11 protein-coding genes and 1 tRNA gene are annotated in these 16,136 nt (G+C 61.8%); all 12 read left to right on the top strand.

Going from position 1 to position 16,136, the window contains the following annotated elements:
• The first annotated feature begins 68 nt into the window (after positions 1-68).
• Positions 69-1,709, top strand: coding sequence for a COG3904 family protein (locus NKI73_RS31515; RefSeq protein WP_352635717.1), 1,641 nt, complete (start codon positions 69-71; stop codon positions 1,707-1,709).
• Positions 1,710-1,813: 104 nt separating this feature from the next.
• Positions 1,814-2,296, top strand: coding sequence for a group II truncated hemoglobin (locus tag NKI73_RS31510; RefSeq protein WP_352635716.1), 483 nt, complete (start codon positions 1,814-1,816; stop codon positions 2,294-2,296).
• Between the two features lie 194 nt (positions 2,297-2,490).
• A tRNA-Trp gene (locus NKI73_RS31505) sits at positions 2,491-2,566 on the top strand.
• Between the two features lie 399 nt (positions 2,567-2,965).
• A complete protein-coding gene (gene secE, locus NKI73_RS31500) occupies positions 2,966-3,169 on the top strand; it encodes a preprotein translocase subunit SecE (RefSeq protein WP_013531408.1) in 204 nt (67 codons plus the stop codon).
• A 27-nt stretch (positions 3,170-3,196) separates the two neighbouring features.
• The gene (gene nusG / locus NKI73_RS31495) at positions 3,197-3,724 is read left to right on the top strand and encodes a transcription termination/antitermination protein NusG (protein ID WP_013895710.1); all 528 of its coding nucleotides are present in this window, start codon (positions 3,197-3,199) and stop codon (positions 3,722-3,724) included.
• 176 nt (positions 3,725-3,900) lie between these two features.
• Positions 3,901-4,329 (top strand): 50S ribosomal protein L11, encoded by a 429-nt coding sequence (gene rplK, locus NKI73_RS31490; protein WP_027027738.1) that lies wholly within the window; start codon positions 3,901-3,903, stop codon positions 4,327-4,329.
• Between the two features lie 4 nt (positions 4,330-4,333).
• On the top strand, positions 4,334-5,032 hold the full coding sequence (rplA, locus tag NKI73_RS31485; RefSeq protein ID WP_352635714.1) for a 50S ribosomal protein L1: 699 nt from the start codon (positions 4,334-4,336) through the stop codon (positions 5,030-5,032).
• Positions 5,033-5,425: 393 nt separating this feature from the next.
• Positions 5,426-5,944: a 50S ribosomal protein L10 gene (gene rplJ / locus NKI73_RS31480; RefSeq protein ID WP_013531412.1), complete on the top strand. Its 519-nt coding sequence runs from the start codon at positions 5,426-5,428 to the stop codon at positions 5,942-5,944.
• 54 nt (positions 5,945-5,998) lie between these two features.
• Positions 5,999-6,376: a 50S ribosomal protein L7/L12 gene (rplL, locus tag NKI73_RS31475; protein ID WP_023762907.1), complete on the top strand. Its 378-nt coding sequence runs from the start codon at positions 5,999-6,001 to the stop codon at positions 6,374-6,376.
• A 251-nt stretch (positions 6,377-6,627) separates the two neighbouring features.
• A complete protein-coding gene (gene rpoB / locus NKI73_RS31470) occupies positions 6,628-10,764 on the top strand; it encodes a DNA-directed RNA polymerase subunit beta (RefSeq protein WP_352635712.1) in 4,137 nt (1,378 codons plus the stop codon).
• A 132-nt stretch (positions 10,765-10,896) separates the two neighbouring features.
• A complete protein-coding gene (gene rpoC, locus NKI73_RS31465; protein WP_352635710.1) occupies positions 10,897-15,093 on the top strand; it encodes a DNA-directed RNA polymerase subunit beta' in 4,197 nt (1,398 codons plus the stop codon).
• 83 nt (positions 15,094-15,176) lie between these two features.
• On the top strand, positions 15,177-15,842 hold the full coding sequence (locus NKI73_RS31460; RefSeq protein WP_352635708.1) for an O-methyltransferase: 666 nt from the start codon (positions 15,177-15,179) through the stop codon (positions 15,840-15,842).
• The last annotated feature ends 294 nt before the right edge of the window (positions 15,843-16,136 follow it).

Below are 16,136 nucleotides of genomic sequence, written 5' to 3'. Positions count from 1 at the left end.
TCGTGCAGACCCTGTTGCAAGCCTTTGGACCTCGTCTAGTATGGATTGCATCAAGGGGCTTTTTCCAGATGGTTCCAGGGCGCCTTTTCCATCGTCGGGCATTGTGGCTGCGGCTGATCTGCCTGCTGGCGTTGCTTGTCACGGGACGTGCCTTTGCGACGGATATCGCCCCGGATCTCGGTCCGACGATGCAGTTTGGCATTGTCCGCAGCAATGCACCGGGGTGCGAGCCGATCTGCCCGGAATGGATCTCCGCCGAAGGCTCGATAGAAGCCGGAACGCCGGCTCTGTTCAAGCGCATGCTGAAGACGCTTGGCGGGCGAAAGCTGCCGATCGTCGTCAATTCTCCGGGCGGCAATGTCGAGGCGGCACTGACGCTTGGCCGGCTGATCCGCAAGAACAAGCTCGATATCGCCATTGGCAAGACGGTGTTCTCCGGTTGCCAGCCCGACGCGAAGGGTTGCCAGGGCCGTGACAAGAATGGCGCCCGCTACCTAGGCGATGTCATCGACTATGGCGCCATGTGCAATTCCGCCTGTCCGTTGATGTTTGCCGGCGGCGTCCAGCGTGTCGCAGGCGAATGGGCCTATCTCGGCGTCCATCAGATCACCACGACCTACATCCGCACGAAATTGCAATACCGGACCACCTACCGCATCGTGGGAGGCAAGAAGAAGGTCCTCAACACAAAAATCGTCAGCCGCAAGAACGCCGGCAGCTACAAGACATACGAGATGAGCAAGTCGGTGGAGAAAAAGCTGGCGGCCTATCTCAACCAGATGGGCATCGAACCGGGCGTGCTCGAAACGATGAAGAGCACGCCGGCCAGCGCAATCCACCAGATCGCCCTCGACGACATGCTGACGCTGAAGTTGGTCACCAGCGCGGATGCTGTGGACATGCTGACCACCGCAAGCCTGTGCAGGCCGGATCGGCTGGCCGCGAATTGCCGGGAAATACCTGGGAACAAGCCGGATGGTCTGACGGCCGCGGCCAAGCCTGCTCCGCAGCCGGCCGAGCCCGAGGGTATGCAGCGCGATAAGGACATGCGCTTTGTCGTGGTTCGCGGCAGCAACCCGCTCTGCAATCCGGAATGCCCGGAATGGATCTCGGCGGAAGGCGCGATCACGCCTCAGACCCCGCAGAAGCTGCGCCAGGTGCTCGCCACGCTTGGCGACCGGCGGCTGCCTGTCGTTATAAGTTCGCAAGGAGGCGACCTGCTCGGCGCTCTGGCGGCGGGACGGCTTGTCCGCGAAAAGAAGCTCGACGTCGCTGTTGGCCGCACTGATTTCGTCGGCTGTGACCCGGGAGAGTGGAATTGCCTGGCCAAGGAGGGCGCTTATGCCGGGTTGAGCATCGATGCGGGAGTGGAGTGCGACTCGGCCTGTGCGCTCATGCTTGCCGGCGGCGTGAGACGGCTTGTCGGCCCCCGTGCGCGGCTTAGCCTGTACCTGATGGGGCAAAAGCAGATGGTCGAGGCCTATCTCGAGGAGATGGCGATCGATCCCGCTCTGTTCACGGCGATCGAGCGGCGCTCGGTCGAGCGCCAGTTGGAACCCGACATGATGCTGAAAGTCGGGCTGACGACGAGCCCGCAATCGGTCGACGCGCTGACCGGCGCCACCATCTGCGACGCGGTGCCGAAACCGCAGAATTGCCGGATCCGGTCTTCCGCCAATGCCGAGGCTGACGCGCCCGCCAAATTGTAAAGCGCGGCGAAGTCGGAAACTGGCCATCGAGGCAGGTTGAGCCACTCGCGATTTTTCCGCTATCGTCGCTGCTGGCGGCACCGGGGCTGGCGGAGGGATCGAGAATGAGCCAGGATATCCCGACACTCTACGAATGGGCCGGCGGCAGCGAGGCTTTGAACCGGCTGACCCAGACTTTCTATGACAAGGTGGCGCAGGACCCGATCGTCGGGCCGGTGTTCAAGACCATGTCGCCGGATCATCCAGCCCATGTCGCGGCCTTCATCGGCGAGGTTTTCGGCGGACCGAAAACCTACAGCGAACAATTTGGCGGCCACCGCGAGATGGTCATGCATCATCTGGGCAAGCATCTGACCGAGGAGCAGCGCCGCCGCTGGATCAACCTTCTGGCCGATGCCGCCGACGCGGTCGGTCTGCCTGACGATCCGGAATTCCGTTCGGCCTTCATGGGCTATGTCGAATGGGGATCGCGGCTGGCCAAGATGAACTCCAATCTCGGCGAGACCTGCGATCCCGAGACGGAGCCGATGCCGGCCTGGGGCTGGGGCGTGCCGGGCGGGCCGTATCAGCCACCGGAACCAAAGTAGCTTTCGGTCGCCACGGGAGGTCCCGGAGCGATGCCGAAAAACTTTAAGGTCGTGCCCTGGCGCGAGTAGGATGGCCCCAGCCTCGAACATCTGGTGCTGAGGGAAAGGCTTAAGGCGCGTTTGCTTGCAAACCACTCTTTACAGAGCGAGCGGAAGCTTTTAGGAAGCGCCTGCTGCGCCGACATGCGCACGATACGGGCATAGCTCAGTTGGTAGAGCGGCGGTCTCCAAAACCGCAGGTCGTAGGTTCGAGCCCTGCTGCCCGTGCCATTTCTCGAAATGGCACTCAACGCGATATTTCGCCATTTTTCGAAATGGCGTTTCAAAACGATATTTCCACGGTCTGCCCTTTGAAAATCGGCGACCCGCTTGCCATATTAGCCCGATTGGGGCATAAGGGCGCCATAGCCGGGACGGAACGACTGGATGGTTCCGAGGCGGCGTTTGGTCATAAAGCGGACACTTGCCACTTGCGTGGATCAAGAATCGGTTTTATGTAGACGAAACAGACACGCGACGCGTGGAGCTGGGAAGCCGGCTTTACGCGTCTGATTTGCATGGGCGAATTGATTGCGCTGATTCGGCGCGAAATTGGGCTCAGGCGGCACGTCCCGGCCAGCGGGATCATCCAGGAGACCCGGCCAACGGGTCTTGAAGACAGAGCGGCATATGGCTTCGAAAACCACAAATCCTTTCGTCTTTCTCCAGCAGGTTCGCGCGGAGACCGCCAAGGTGACTTGGCCGTCGCGGCGCGAAACGATGATCTCGACGGTCATGGTCCTGGCTTTCGCTGTGATCGCGATGATCTTTTTCTTCACCGCCGATCAGCTCATGGGCCTCGCGGTCGAACAGATTCTGGGCATCGGACGCTAAGTCCGGCGATTACGGAGAAGTCTTGAAATGACCGCGCGCTGGTACATCGTCCACGCCTATTCGAACTTTGAAAAGAAGGTCGCCGAGGACATCGAGAACAAGGCCAAGCAGAAGGGCCTGTCCGCCGATATCGAGCAGATCGTGGTGCCGACCGAGAAGGTCGTCGAAGTTCGTCGCGGCCGCAAGGTCGATGCCGAGCGCAAGTTCTTCCCGGGCTATGTGCTCCTGAAGGCCAATCTGACCGACGCCGTGTTTTCGCTGGTCAAGAACACGCCGAAGGTCACCGGCTTCCTGGGTGACTCCAAGCCGGTGCCGATCACCGAGGCGGAAGCCCAGCGCATCCTGAACCAGGTGCAGGAAGGCGTCGAGCGGCCCAAGCCCTCGGTCACGTTCGAGATCGGCGAAGCGATCCGCGTTTCGGATGGCCCCTTCGCGTCGTTCAACGGTTTCGTCCAGGAAGTGGACGAGGAGCGGGCGCGGCTCAAGGTGGAAGTTTCGATCTTCGGGCGCGCCGTGCCTGTCGATCTGGAATTTGGACAGGTCGAAAAGGGCTGATCCGAAATCCCTGTCGTCAAGCGCGGCAGGGAAGAGCGGCGCGGAGATCGCGCGGCTCTTAAGAACGGTGGGAGACGAATGCGGCTTTAGCCGGCCGCATGGATCGCACCACCAGACTGCAACCGCCGGCACTTTCCCGTTCATGGGAGCCGGCATAGACAAAGGCAGGAAAAGAGATGGCTAAGAAAATTGCAGGCCAGCTCAAGCTCCAGGTCAAAGCGGGATCGGCCACGCCGTCTCCCCCGATCGGCCCGGCGCTTGGTCAGCGTGGCATCAACATCATGGAATTCTGCAAGGCGTTCAACGCGCAGACCCAGGAGATGGAAAAGGGATCGCCGGTTCCGGTCGTCATCACCTACTATCAGGACAAGTCCTTCACCTTCGTCATGAAGACGGCGCCGGTGAGCTATTTCCTGAAGAAGGCGGCTAACCTGACGGCTGGTTCCAAGGAGCCGGGCAAGGTCAAGGCCGGTACGGTTTCGCGTGAAAAGGTCCGTGAGATCGCCACCGCGAAGATGAAGGATCTGAACGCAAACGACGTCGAAGCGGCCATGCGCATGGTCGAGGGCTCCGCCCGCTCGATGGGTCTGGAAGTGGTGGGCTAAGATCATGGCAAAGATTGCAAAGCGTGTATCGAAGACCCGCGAAGGCATCGATCCCAACAAGGCTTATGCCCTGGGTGATGCACTGAAGCTGCTCAAGGACCGTTCCTCGGTCAAGTTCGACGAGACCATCGAAGTCGCCATGAATCTCGGCGTCGACCCGCGCCACGCCGACCAGATGGTCCGCGGCGTGGTCAACCTGCCGAACGGCACCGGCCGCTCGGTACGCGTCGCTGTGTTCGCTCGCGGCGACAAGGCTGACGAAGCGCGCGCCGCCGGCGCCGATATCGTTGGTGCCGAGGATCTGGTCGACATCGTCCAGAAGGGCACGATCGACTTCGATCGCTGCATCGCCACGCCGGACATGATGCCGCTTGTCGGCCGTCTGGGCAAAGTGCTCGGGCCGCGTGGCATGATGCCGAACCCGAAGGTTGGCACCGTCACCACCGACGTTGCCGCCGCCGTCAAGGCATCGAAGGGCGGCGCTGTCGAGTTCCGCGTCGAGAAGGCCGGTATCGTTCACGCCGGCGTTGGCAAGGTCTCGTTCGAGGTCAAGGCTCTGGAAGAGAACATCCGCGCCTTCGCCGATGCGGTGACCAAGGCAAAGCCGACTGGCGCCAAGGGCAACTACGTCAAGAAGGTGTCGGTCACCTCGACGATGGGCCCGGGCCTCAAGCTCGACGTTGCGACGCTCACAGCGTCCTGATACGAACATTTGGATCGGTCGCTAAAGGCCTGATCCGCAAGTGAATTCCGGACCTCCGACTTGTCGGCGGCCCGGTACCGGAAACCGAGAGGTTTCCGGACATCCTGTCCGAGATTGCAGGCGGCCCAGAAGCCTTAATTCGATTTGGGCCTGCATGAGACGGGTGAAGACCGGACAACGGAGCGATTGCTCCAATGAAAGGTTCGAACCGTGTTTGCCTTTTGTCTGCGCATCGCCGGCTTGACTGTCGATGTGGCGAAAGGGGGCAGGATCCTCGAGCGTCGTTCGGGAGATCTGTTACTGGATGGCCCGGCCGACAAAAGGCAACCCGACGCCTGTCCTCGTGAATGGGATGTTCCCATTAACAGGATTGGGGTCAACTGGAGATAGGCAGTGGACAGAGCGGAAAAACGCGAACTCGTCACGGGCCTGAACGGTGCGTTCTCGAACGCAGGTTCAGTGGTCGTGGCCCACTACGCCGGTATCACCGTCGCGCAAATGAACGACCTTCGGTCGAAAATGCGCGCCGCCGGTGGCACCGTCAAAGTCGCGAAGAACCGTCTCGCCAAAATCGCTCTTCAGGGCACGGACTCCGCATCGATCATCGAGCTGTTCAAGGGACAGACGCTGATTGCTTATTCGGAGGATCCGATTGCGGCGCCGAAGGTCGCGTCCGATTTCGCCAAGGGAAATGACAAGCTTGTCATTCTCGGCGGCGCAATGGGCACCACCTCGCTCAACGCCGACGGTGTGAAGGCACTCGCCACACTTCCGTCGCTCGATGAGCTGCGCGCCAGGCTGGTTGGCATGATCGCCACGCCGGCAACCCGGATCGCCCAGATCGTCAATGCGCCAGCGGCTTCGGTCGCGCGCGTCATCGGCGCTTACGCCCGGAAGGACGAGGCGGCATGAGGCCGTTCCTCGCTATCACAAACACACGTTCGAACCTGATGAAGGAATACAACAATGGCTGATCTCGCAAAGATCGTAGACGACCTTTCGAAGCTGACCGTCCTCGAGGCGGCCGAGCTGTCGAAGCTTCTGGAAGAAAAGTGGGGCGTTTCCGCCGCTGCTCCGGTGGCTGTTGCCGCCGCTGGCGGTGGTGCGGCCGCAGCTGCTCCGGTCGAGGAAAAGACGGAATTCGACGTCGTCCTCACCGAGGCAGGCGCTCAGAAGATCAACGTCATCAAGGAAGTCCGCGCTATCACCGGTCTTGGCCTCAAGGAAGCCAAGGATCTGGTCGAAGCGGCTCCGAAGCCGGTCAAGGAAGGCGTTTCCAAGGCCGACGCTGACAAGTTCAAGGCCCAGCTGGAAGCAGCCGGCGCCAAGGTCGACCTGAAGTAAGCGTAAAAGCGGCGGACGGCCTCGCGCCGTCCGCCACTCCCTTCGCCTGGAGGGAGGACGCGTAACGCGAGACGTACGAGAACCTCTTTCCTGAGGGCCGAAAACCGGCCTTCAGGAAACGGGTTTTCTCCCGTTCTAGCCGGCCGCCGACAGGCGCCGGGAAAACAGACAGAGGGTTGCCGCCAAGGTGGCCCAGCATGCAAGGCGAGCCGCGGCGAGGCTCGTCCCGAGTTTAGAGCTAAGGAGCGACGATGGCCCAGACCCAGACTTTCAATGGCCGCAGACGCGTACGCAAGTTCTTCGGAAAGATTCCGGAAGTTGCGGAGATGCCGAACCTGATCGAGGTTCAGAAGGCATCCTATGATCAGTTCCTGATGGTGGCGGAGCCCAAGGGTGGGCGTCCGGACGAGGGACTGCAGGCCGTTTTCAAGTCGGTCTTCCCGATCTCCGATTTTTCCGGCTCCTCGATGCTGGAGTTCGTGAAGTACGAGTTCGAAGGACCGAAATTCGACGTTGACGAATGCCGTCAGCGCGACCTCACCTATGCCGCGCCGCTCAAGGTGACGCTGCGCCTCATCGTGTTCGATATTGACGAGGATACCGGCGCCAAGTCCATCAAGGACATCAAGGAGCAGGACGTCTACATGGGCGACATGCCGCTCATGACCCTGAACGGCACCTTCATCGTCAACGGCACCGAGCGCGTCATCGTCTCGCAGATGCACCGCTCGCCGGGCGTCTTCTTCGACCATGACAAGGGCAAGTCGCACTCGTCGGGCAAACTTCTGTTTGCCGCGCGCGTCATTCCCTATCGCGGTTCGTGGCTCGACATCGAGTTCGATTCCAAGGACGTCGTGCACGCCCGCATCGATCGTCGCCGCAAGATCCCGGTGACGTCGCTGCTGATGGCGCTCGGCATGGACGGCGAAGAGATCCTGTCGACCTTCTACAACAAGATCACCTACAAGCGCGCCGGCGACCATTGGCGCATTCCGTTCAACGTCGAGCGTTTCCGCGGCCTCAAGGCCGTTGGCGACCTGGTCGATGCCGACACCGGCGAGGTCGTTGTCGAGGCCGGCAAGAAGATCACCGCCCGCCAGGCGAGGGCGCTTGGCGAAAAGGGTCTCAAGGCGATCAAGGCGACCGACGAGGATCTGCTCGGCAACTACCTGGCCGAGGACATCGTCAACTACGCCACCGGCGAGATTTTCCTCGAGGCCGGGGACGAGATCGACGAGAAGACGCTGAAGGTGCTGCTTGGCACCGGTGAAGACGAGATCAAGGTTCTCGACATCGACCATGTCAATGTCGGCGCCTATATCCGCAACACGCTCAACGTCGACAAGAACGAGAGCCGCCAGGACGCGCTGTTCGACATCTATCGTGTCATGCGCCCCGGCGAGCCGCCGACGCTCGAGACCGCGGAAGCCATGTTCAACTCGCTGTTCTTCGACTCAGAGCGCTACGATCTGTCGGCCGTCGGCCGCGTCAAGATGAACATGCGTCTGGAACTCAAGGCCGAGGACACCGTTCGCGTGCTGCGCAAGGACGACATCCTGGCCGTGGTCAGGACGCTGGTCGAACTGCGTGATGGCAAGGGCGAAATCGACGACATCGACAATCTCGGCAACCGCCGCGTGCGTTCGGTCGGCGAACTGATGGAAAACCAGTACCGCGTCGGCCTGCTGCGCATGGAGCGCGCGATCAAGGAGCGTATGTCCTCGATCGAGATCGACACGGTCATGCCGCAGGACCTGATCAACGCCAAGCCGGCGGCTGCCGCCGTGCGCGAGTTCTTCGGTTCCTCGCAGCTGTCGCAGTTCATGGACCAGACCAACCCGCTGTCGGAGATCACCCACAAGCGCCGCCTTTCGGCACTTGGACCGGGCGGTCTGACCCGCGAGCGCGCCGGCTTCGAAGTGCGCGACGTGCACCCGACGCATTACGGCCGCATCTGCCCGATCGAGACGCCGGAAGGCCCGAATATCGGTCTGATCAACTCGCTGGCCACTTTCGCACGCGTCAACAAGTACGGCTTCATCGAGAGCCCGTACCGCAAGATCGTCGATGGCAAGCTGACCAATGACGTCGTCTATCTCTCGGCGATGGAAGAGGCCAAGCACCATGTCGCGCAGGCCAACGCCGAGCTCGACAAGAACGGTGGTTTCGTCGACGAATTCGTCATTTGCCGCAGCGCCGGCGAAGTGATGATGGCGCCGCGTGAAAACGTCGATCTGATGGACGTTTCGCCCAAGCAGATGGTGTCGGTGGCCGCGGCCCTGATCCCGTTCCTGGAAAACGACGACGCCAACCGCGCTCTGATGGGCTCGAACATGCAGCGTCAGGCCGTGCCGCTGGTGCGCGCCGAAGCGCCGTTTGTCGGCACCGGCATGGAGCCGATCGTCGCCCGTGACTCGGGTGCCGCCATCGGCGCCCGCCGCGGCGGCATCGTCGACCAGGTGGACGCGACGCGTATCGTTATCCGCGCTACCGAAGATCTCGATCCGGGCAAGTCCGGCGTCGATATCTACCGGCTGATGAAGTTCCAGCGTTCGAATCAGAACACCTGCATCAACCAGCGTCCGCTGGTTCGCATGGGCGATCGGGTCAACAAGGGCGACATCATCGCCGACGGTCCGTCGACCGAACTCGGTGATCTGGCTCTCGGCCGCAACGTGCTGGTCGCGTTCATGCCGTGGAATGGCTACAACTACGAGGACTCGATCCTCCTGTCCGAACGCATCGTCGCCGACGACGTCTTCACCTCGATCCACATCGAGGAGTTCGAGGTCATGGCGCGCGATACCAAGCTCGGGCCGGAAGAAATCACGCGCGATATCCCGAACGTCTCGGAAGAAGCGCTGAAGAACCTCGACGAAGCCGGCATCGTCTACATCGGTGCCGAAGTTCAGCCGGGCGACATCCTGGTCGGCAAGATCACGCCGAAGGGCGAAAGCCCGATGACGCCGGAAGAGAAGCTTCTGCGCGCCATCTTCGGCGAAAAGGCATCCGATGTGCGCGACACCTCGATGCGCATGCCTCCGGGCACCTTCGGCACCGTCGTCGAGGTGCGCGTGTTCAATCGCCACGGTGTGGAGAAGGACGAGCGCGCCATGGCGATCGAGCGCGAGGAGATCGAACGCCTCGCCAAGGACCGCGACGACGAGCAGGCCATTCTGGACCGCAACGTCTACGCGCGTCTTTCCGACGTGCTCGTCGGCAAGGAAGCGATCGCTGGACCGAAGGGCTTCAAGAAGGGCTCGACGCTGTCCAAGGATACGCTCGACGAGTATCCGCGTTCGCAGTGGTGGCAGTTTGCCGTGGAGAACGAAAAGCTCCAGAGCGAACTCGAAGCCCTGCGTGGCCAGTACGACGACTCCAAGAAGGCGCTCGAACAGCGCTTCATGGACAAGGTCGAGAAGGTCCAGCGCGGCGACGAAATGCCTCCGGGCGTCATGAAGATGGTCAAGGTCTTCGTGGCCGTGAAGCGCAAGATGCAGCCCGGCGACAAGATGGCCGGCCGTCACGGCAACAAGGGTGTCGTGTCGCGGATCGTTCCGGTCGAGGACATGCCTTTCCTCGAGGACGGCACTCATGCCGATATCGTGCTCAACCCGCTGGGTGTGCCGAGCCGCATGAATGTCGGCCAGATCCTGGAAACGCATCTGGGCTGGGCTTGCGCCGGTATGGGCAGGAAGATCGGCGAGCTGATCGACACGTATAAGGCTGCCGGCGACATCAAGCCGCTGCGCAAGACGCTCGAGAGCTTCATTCCGTCCAACGACCGTAATGAGCCGGTCCGCGACTATGACGACGAGAGCATCGTTCGCCTCAGCGAGCAGATGCGCCGCGGCGTCTCTATCGCGACCCCGGTGTTCGACGGCGCGCACGAGGCTGACATCAACATCATGCTGGAGCAGGCGGGCCTGCACACCAGCGGTCAGTCGCAGCTCTATGACGGACGTACCGGCGAGCCGTTCGATCGCAAGGTGACGATGGGCTACATTTACATGCTCAAGCTTCACCACCTCGTGGACGACAAGATCCACGCGCGTTCGATCGGTCCGTACTCGCTCGTTACCCAGCAGCCGCTGGGCGGCAAGGCGCAGTTCGGTGGCCAGCGCTTCGGCGAGATGGAGGTCTGGGCGCTCGAGGCATACGGCGCCGCCTACACGCTGCAGGAAATGCTGACGGTGAAGTCGGACGACGTCGCCGGCCGTACCAAGGTCTACGAGGCGATCGTCCGTGGCGACGACACCTTCGAGGCCGGCATTCCCGAGAGCTTCAACGTTCTCGTCAAGGAAATGCGGTCTCTCGGCCTCAATGTCGAGCTGGAGAACACCAAGCTCGATGACAACCCGATCCGGCTGCCCGACGCGGCCGAGTAAGAAAGACATCCGGTCGCGGGCTCCCCGCGACCGGATGCATCAAATTCCACGGCCAGTGGCCGACAAGACGGCGGGCGTTTGGCTCGCGACTAGATGCAAGGGGTTTTCGAGGACCCCGAAAAGGAGAACGGCATGAACCAAGAGGTCATGAATCTCTTCAATCCGCAGGCGCCTGCGCAGGTGTTCGATTCCATCCGGATATCGCTTGCCAGCCCTGAGAAGATTCTGTCCTGGTCTTTCGGCGAGATCAAGAAGCCGGAGACCATCAACTACCGCACCTTCAAGCCGGAGCGTGACGGTCTGTTCTGCGCGCGCATTTTTGGCCCGATCAAGGACTATGAGTGCCTGTGCGGCAAGTACAAGCGCATGAAGTACAAGGGCGTCATCTGCGAGAAGTGCGGCGTCGAAGTCACGCTGTCGCGCGTTCGCCGCGAGCGCATGGGCCATATCGAGCTCGCCGCGCCCGTCGCCCATATCTGGTTCCTGAAGTCGCTGCCGTCGCGTATCGGCACGCTGCTCGACATGACCCTGAAGGACATCGAGCGCGTCCTCTACTTCGAGAACTACATCGTCACCGAACCTGGCCTCACCGCGCTGAAGGAGCACCAGCTGCTCAGCGAGGAAGAGTACATGATCGCCGTCGACGAGTATGGCGAGGATTCGTTCACCGCCATGATCGGCGCCGAGGCCATTCATGACCTCCTGGCCGGCATGGACCTGGAGAAGATCGCCGGCGACCTGCGTTCGGAACTGGCTTCGACCACCTCCGAGCTGAAGCAGAAGAAGTATCTGAAGCGGCTCAAGGTCGTCGAGAACTTCATGGAATCCGGCAACCGTCCGGAATGGATGATCATGAAGGTGGTTCCGGTGATCCCGCCGGACCTGCGCCCGCTTGTCCCGCTGGACGGCGGCCGCTTCGCCACGTCGGATCTGAACGACCTCTATCGCCGCGTCATCAACCGCAACAACCGTCTGAAGCGGCTGATCGAGCTGCGCGCCCCCGGCATCATCGTGCGCAATGAAAAGCGCATGCTGCAGGAAGCCGTCGATGCGCTGTTCGACAATGGCCGTCGCGGCCGCGTCATCACCGGCGCCAACAAGCGCCCGCTGAAGTCGCTGTCCGACATGCTCAAGGGCAAGCAGGGCCGGTTCCGTCAGAACCTGCTCGGCAAGCGCGTCGACTATTCCGGCCGCTCGGTCATCGTGACCGGTCCGGAGCTCAAGCTGCACCAGTGCGGCCTGCCCAAGAAGATGGCGCTCGAACTGTTCAAGCCCTTCATCTACGCCCGTCTCGACGCCAAGGGTTACTCCTCGACCGTCAAGCAGGCGAAGAAGCTGGTCGAGAAGGAGCGTCCGGAAGTCTGGGATATCCTCGACGAGGTCATCCGCGAGCATCCGGTGCTCTTGAACCGTGCGCCGACGCTGCACCGTCTCGGCATCCAGGCGTTCGAGCCGATCCTGATCGAAGGCAAGGCGATCCAGCTGCACCCGCTGGTCTGCACGGCCTTCAACGCCGACTTCGACGGCGACCAGATGGCCGTTCACGTGCCGCTGTCGCTGGAAGCGCAGCTTGAAGCCCGCGTGCTGATGATGTCGACCAACAACATCCTGCACCCGGCTTCCGGCGCGCCGATCATCGTGCCGTCGCAGGACATGGTTCTCGGTCTCTACTATCTCTCGATCGTCAACCAGAACGAGCCGGGCGAGGGCATGGTGTTTGCCGACATGGGCGAACTCCAGCACGCGCTCGAGACCAAGGCGGTGACGCTGCACTCCAAGATCAAGGGTCGTTTCCGCACGGTCGATGCCGAAGGCAAGGTCGTGTCGAAGATCCATGACACCACCCCTGGCCGCATGATCATCGGCGAGCTTCTGCCGAAGAACGTCAACGTGCCTTATGAGACCGCCAACCAGGAGATGACCAAGAAGAACATCTCCAAGATGATCGACACCGTCTACCGCCACTGCGGTCAGAAGGAGACGGTCATTTTCTGCGATCGCATCATGGCGCTCGGCTTCAGCCATGCCTGCCGTGCCGGCATTTCGTTCGGCAAGGACGACATGCTGATCCCGGATGCCAAGATCAAGCTGGTCTCCGACACCGAGGCTTTGGCCAAGGAATACGAGCAGCAGTACAATGACGGCCTGATCACGCAGGGCGAGAAGTACAACAAGGTCGTCGACGCCTGGGCCAAGTGCTCGGAAAAGGTCGCCGACGAAATGATGGCCCGCATCAAGGCGGTCGAGTTCGAGGACAATGGCCGTCAAAAGCCGATGAATTCGATCTACATGATGTCGCACTCCGGTGCACGTGGCTCGCCCACCCAGATGCGTCAGCTCGCCGGCATGCGCGGCCTTATGGCCAAGCCGTCGGGTGAAATCATCGAGACGCCGATCATCTCGAACTTCAAGGAAGGACTGACCGTGCTCGAGTACTTCAACTCGACCCACGGCGCCCGCAAGGGTCTGGCCGACACCGCCTTGAAGACGGCGAACTCGGGTTACCTCACCCGTCGTCTGGTCGACGTGGCGCAGGACTGCATCGTCAACTCCGTCGACTGCGGCACCGACAAGGGCCTCACCATGCAGCCGATCGTCGATGCCGGTCAGGTCGTCGCTTCGGTCGGCCAGCGCGTGCTGGGTCGTACGTCGCTCGACGACATCACCCATCCGGTGTCGGGCGAGATCCTGGTCAAGGCCGGAACGCTGATGGACGAGCGTGACGTGGAACAGATCGAAAAGGCCGGCGTCCAGTCGGTTCGCATTCGCTCGGCACTGACTTGCGAAGTCAGGGTTGGCGTCTGCGCGGTCTGCTACGGTCGCGATCTGGCCCGCGGCACCCCGGTCAACCAGGGTGAAGCCGTCGGCGTCATCGCGGCGCAGTCGATCGGCGAGCCGGGCACCCAGCTCACCATGCGTACCTTCCACATGGGCGGTACGGCGCAGGTGGTGGACAGCTCGTTCCTTGAAGCCTCCTATGAGGGCAAGGTCGAGATCCGCAACCGCAACGTGGTGCGCAACTCTGACGGCCAGCAGATGGTCATGGGCCGCAACATGGCGGTGCTGATCCTCGACGAAGCCGGCAAGGAGCGCGCCTCGCACCGTCTCACTTATGGTTCGCGCATCTTCGTGGACGATGGTGACAAGGTGAAGCGCGGCCAGCGTATCGCCGAGTGGGATCCCTACACCCGTCCAGTCCTCACCGAAATCGAGGGCAGGGTGTCGTACGAGGATCTGGTCGACGGCATTTCCGTTCAGGAAACGGCCGACGAGTCGACCGGCATCACCAAGCGTGAGGTCATCGACTGGCGCTCGACGCCGCGCGGCAACGACCTGAAGCCGGCAATTGCCATCCAGGACGCCAAGGGCAAAGTCGGCAAGCTGTCCAAGGGTGGCGACGCCCGCTTCCTGCTCTCGGTCGAGGCCATTCTTTCGGTCGAGCCGGGATCGCAGGTTCGCCCCGGCGACGTGCTGGCGCGTATCCCGATGGAAAGCGCCAAGACCAAGGACATCACCGGCGGTCTGCCGCGTGTGGCCGAACTGTTCGAGGCACGTCGTCCGAAGGATCACGCCATCATCGCCGAGATCGACGGCACGATCCGCTTCGGCCGCGACTACAAGAACAAGCGTCGCATCATCATCGAGCCGCATGACTCGACGCTTGAGCCGGTCGAATACCTGATCCCGAAGGGCAAGCCGTTCCATCTCCAGGACGGCGACGTCATCGAGAAGGGCGACTACATCCTCGACGGCAATCCGGCGCCGCACGACATCCTGGCGATCAAGGGCGTGGAGGCACTTGCTTCCTACCTCGTCAACGAAATCCAGGAAGTCTACCGTCTGCAGGGCGTGTCGATCAACGACAAGCACATCGAGGTGATCGTTCGCCAGATGCTGCAGAAGGTCGAGATCACGGTGCAGGGCGACTCGACCTACATTCCGGGCGATCATGTCGACGTGATCGAACTGGAGGAGGTCAACGAGCGTCTGGTCGAGGACGGCAAGAAGCCGGCCGAAGGCCTGCCGGTGCTGCTCGGCATCACCAAGGCATCGCTGCAGACGCCATCCTTCATCTCGGCCGCCTCCTTCCAGGAGACGACCCGAGTGCTGACGGAAGCTGCTGTTGCCGGCAAGACCGACATGCTGCAGGGACTGAAGGAAAACGTCATTGTTGGCCGGCTTATCCCGGCCGGCACCGGCGGCACGATGAGCCAGATCCGGCGCATCGCCACCTCGCGCGACGAACTGATCATCGACGAGCGCCGCAAGGCCTCCGGTGTGGAAGTCGCCGAGCCGATGCTTGCCGACATGACACACGCCGCGCAGTAAGCGCGGAAGGAAAGAGACAAGAAAAGGGGCCAAGCGGCCCCTTTTCGCGTTTAGGTCCCCCAATTGGATCGGAGAAGCAAACGATGAGCAAAAGGACCTGGACGGCTGTCGACGACTACATCGTCGGTTCCCTGTTTGAGGCGGACTCCGTCCTCGACGCGGTTCTGGCAGCCAACCACGACCAGGGCCTGCCGGCGATCGACGTGTCGCCGGCGCAAGGCAAGCTGCTTTCACTTCTTGCGCGCATGCAGGGAGCCAGGAAGATTCTCGAGATCGGCACGCTGGGCGGCTATTCGACGATCTGGATGGCGCGAGCGCTGCCTGTCGACGGCAGGATTGTGACGCTCGAACTCGATCCGCACCATGCCGCTGTCGCGCGATCGAATTTCGAGCGGGCAGGCGTCTCGGAGCGGGTGGAACTCCGGGTCGGGCCGGCCCTTCAGTCGCTTGCCGCGCTGGGCGACGAGCATGCAGGACCGTTCGACTTCATCTTCATCGACGCCGACAAGCCGAACAACCCGCACTATCTATCCTGGGCCATGCGGCTGTCCCGGCCCGGAACCGTCATCGTCTGCGACAACGTCATACGCGAGGGTGCTGTGCTCGATCAGGGTGGCCGTGATCCCAATGTAGAAGGCGCACGCGCGGCATTCTCCTTCATCGGTGGCGACAAGCGTCTGGATGGCACTGCCATCCAAACAGTCGGCGCCAAGGGCTATGACGGCTTTGCGATTGCGATCGTCGAGTGAGAGCACACCGTGATTGTCTCAATGACGCTGATATCAGACCAACTCGGTCGTACTCACTTGTCATCGGCTGTTCGTTTGACGACCGGCTTCCCCCAATCCGTCGCTGCTTCGCAGCGCCACCTTTCCCCCCTCCGGAGGGAAAGGAAGGGAGCCTCGTTGGAACAGCGCTGGCGGCAATAGGCTCGCGTCCTTCCTCTACCCCGTCGATCGGGGGAGAGCGACTATCTGGGGTGTCAAGTTGCAATTGCGAACTCGTTGCGCGCATCGCGTGCTTTTGCATTGAGGATGACCAGG

The sequence above is a fragment of the Mesorhizobium sp. M0496 genome (assembly GCF_040321205.1).
In the GTDB taxonomy this organism is placed as follows: domain Bacteria; phylum Pseudomonadota; class Alphaproteobacteria; order Rhizobiales; family Rhizobiaceae; genus Mesorhizobium.
This window is presented reverse-complemented; position numbering and strand designations above follow the sequence as displayed.

Coding starts and splice junctions, on each gene's coding strand:
- NKI73_RS31515 (WP_352635717.1), top strand. CDS start 69: ATGGTTCCAGGGCGCCTTTTCCATCGTCGGGCATTGTGGCTGCGGCTG.
- secE (WP_013531408.1), top strand. CDS start 2,966: ATGGCTTCGAAAACCACAAATCCTTTCGTCTTTCTCCAGCAGGTTCGC.
- rplL (WP_023762907.1), top strand. CDS start 5,999: ATGGCTGATCTCGCAAAGATCGTAGACGACCTTTCGAAGCTGACCGTC.
- rpoC (WP_352635710.1), top strand. CDS start 10,897: ATGAACCAAGAGGTCATGAATCTCTTCAATCCGCAGGCGCCTGCGCAG.
- rpoB (WP_352635712.1), top strand. CDS start 6,628: ATGGCCCAGACCCAGACTTTCAATGGCCGCAGACGCGTACGCAAGTTC.
- NKI73_RS31460 (WP_352635708.1), top strand. CDS start 15,177: ATGAGCAAAAGGACCTGGACGGCTGTCGACGACTACATCGTCGGTTCC.
- NKI73_RS31510 (WP_352635716.1), top strand. CDS start 1,814: ATGAGCCAGGATATCCCGACACTCTACGAATGGGCCGGCGGCAGCGAG.
- rplK (WP_027027738.1), top strand. CDS start 3,901: ATGGCTAAGAAAATTGCAGGCCAGCTCAAGCTCCAGGTCAAAGCGGGA.
- nusG (WP_013895710.1), top strand. CDS start 3,197: ATGACCGCGCGCTGGTACATCGTCCACGCCTATTCGAACTTTGAAAAG.
- rplA (WP_352635714.1), top strand. CDS start 4,334: ATGGCAAAGATTGCAAAGCGTGTATCGAAGACCCGCGAAGGCATCGAT.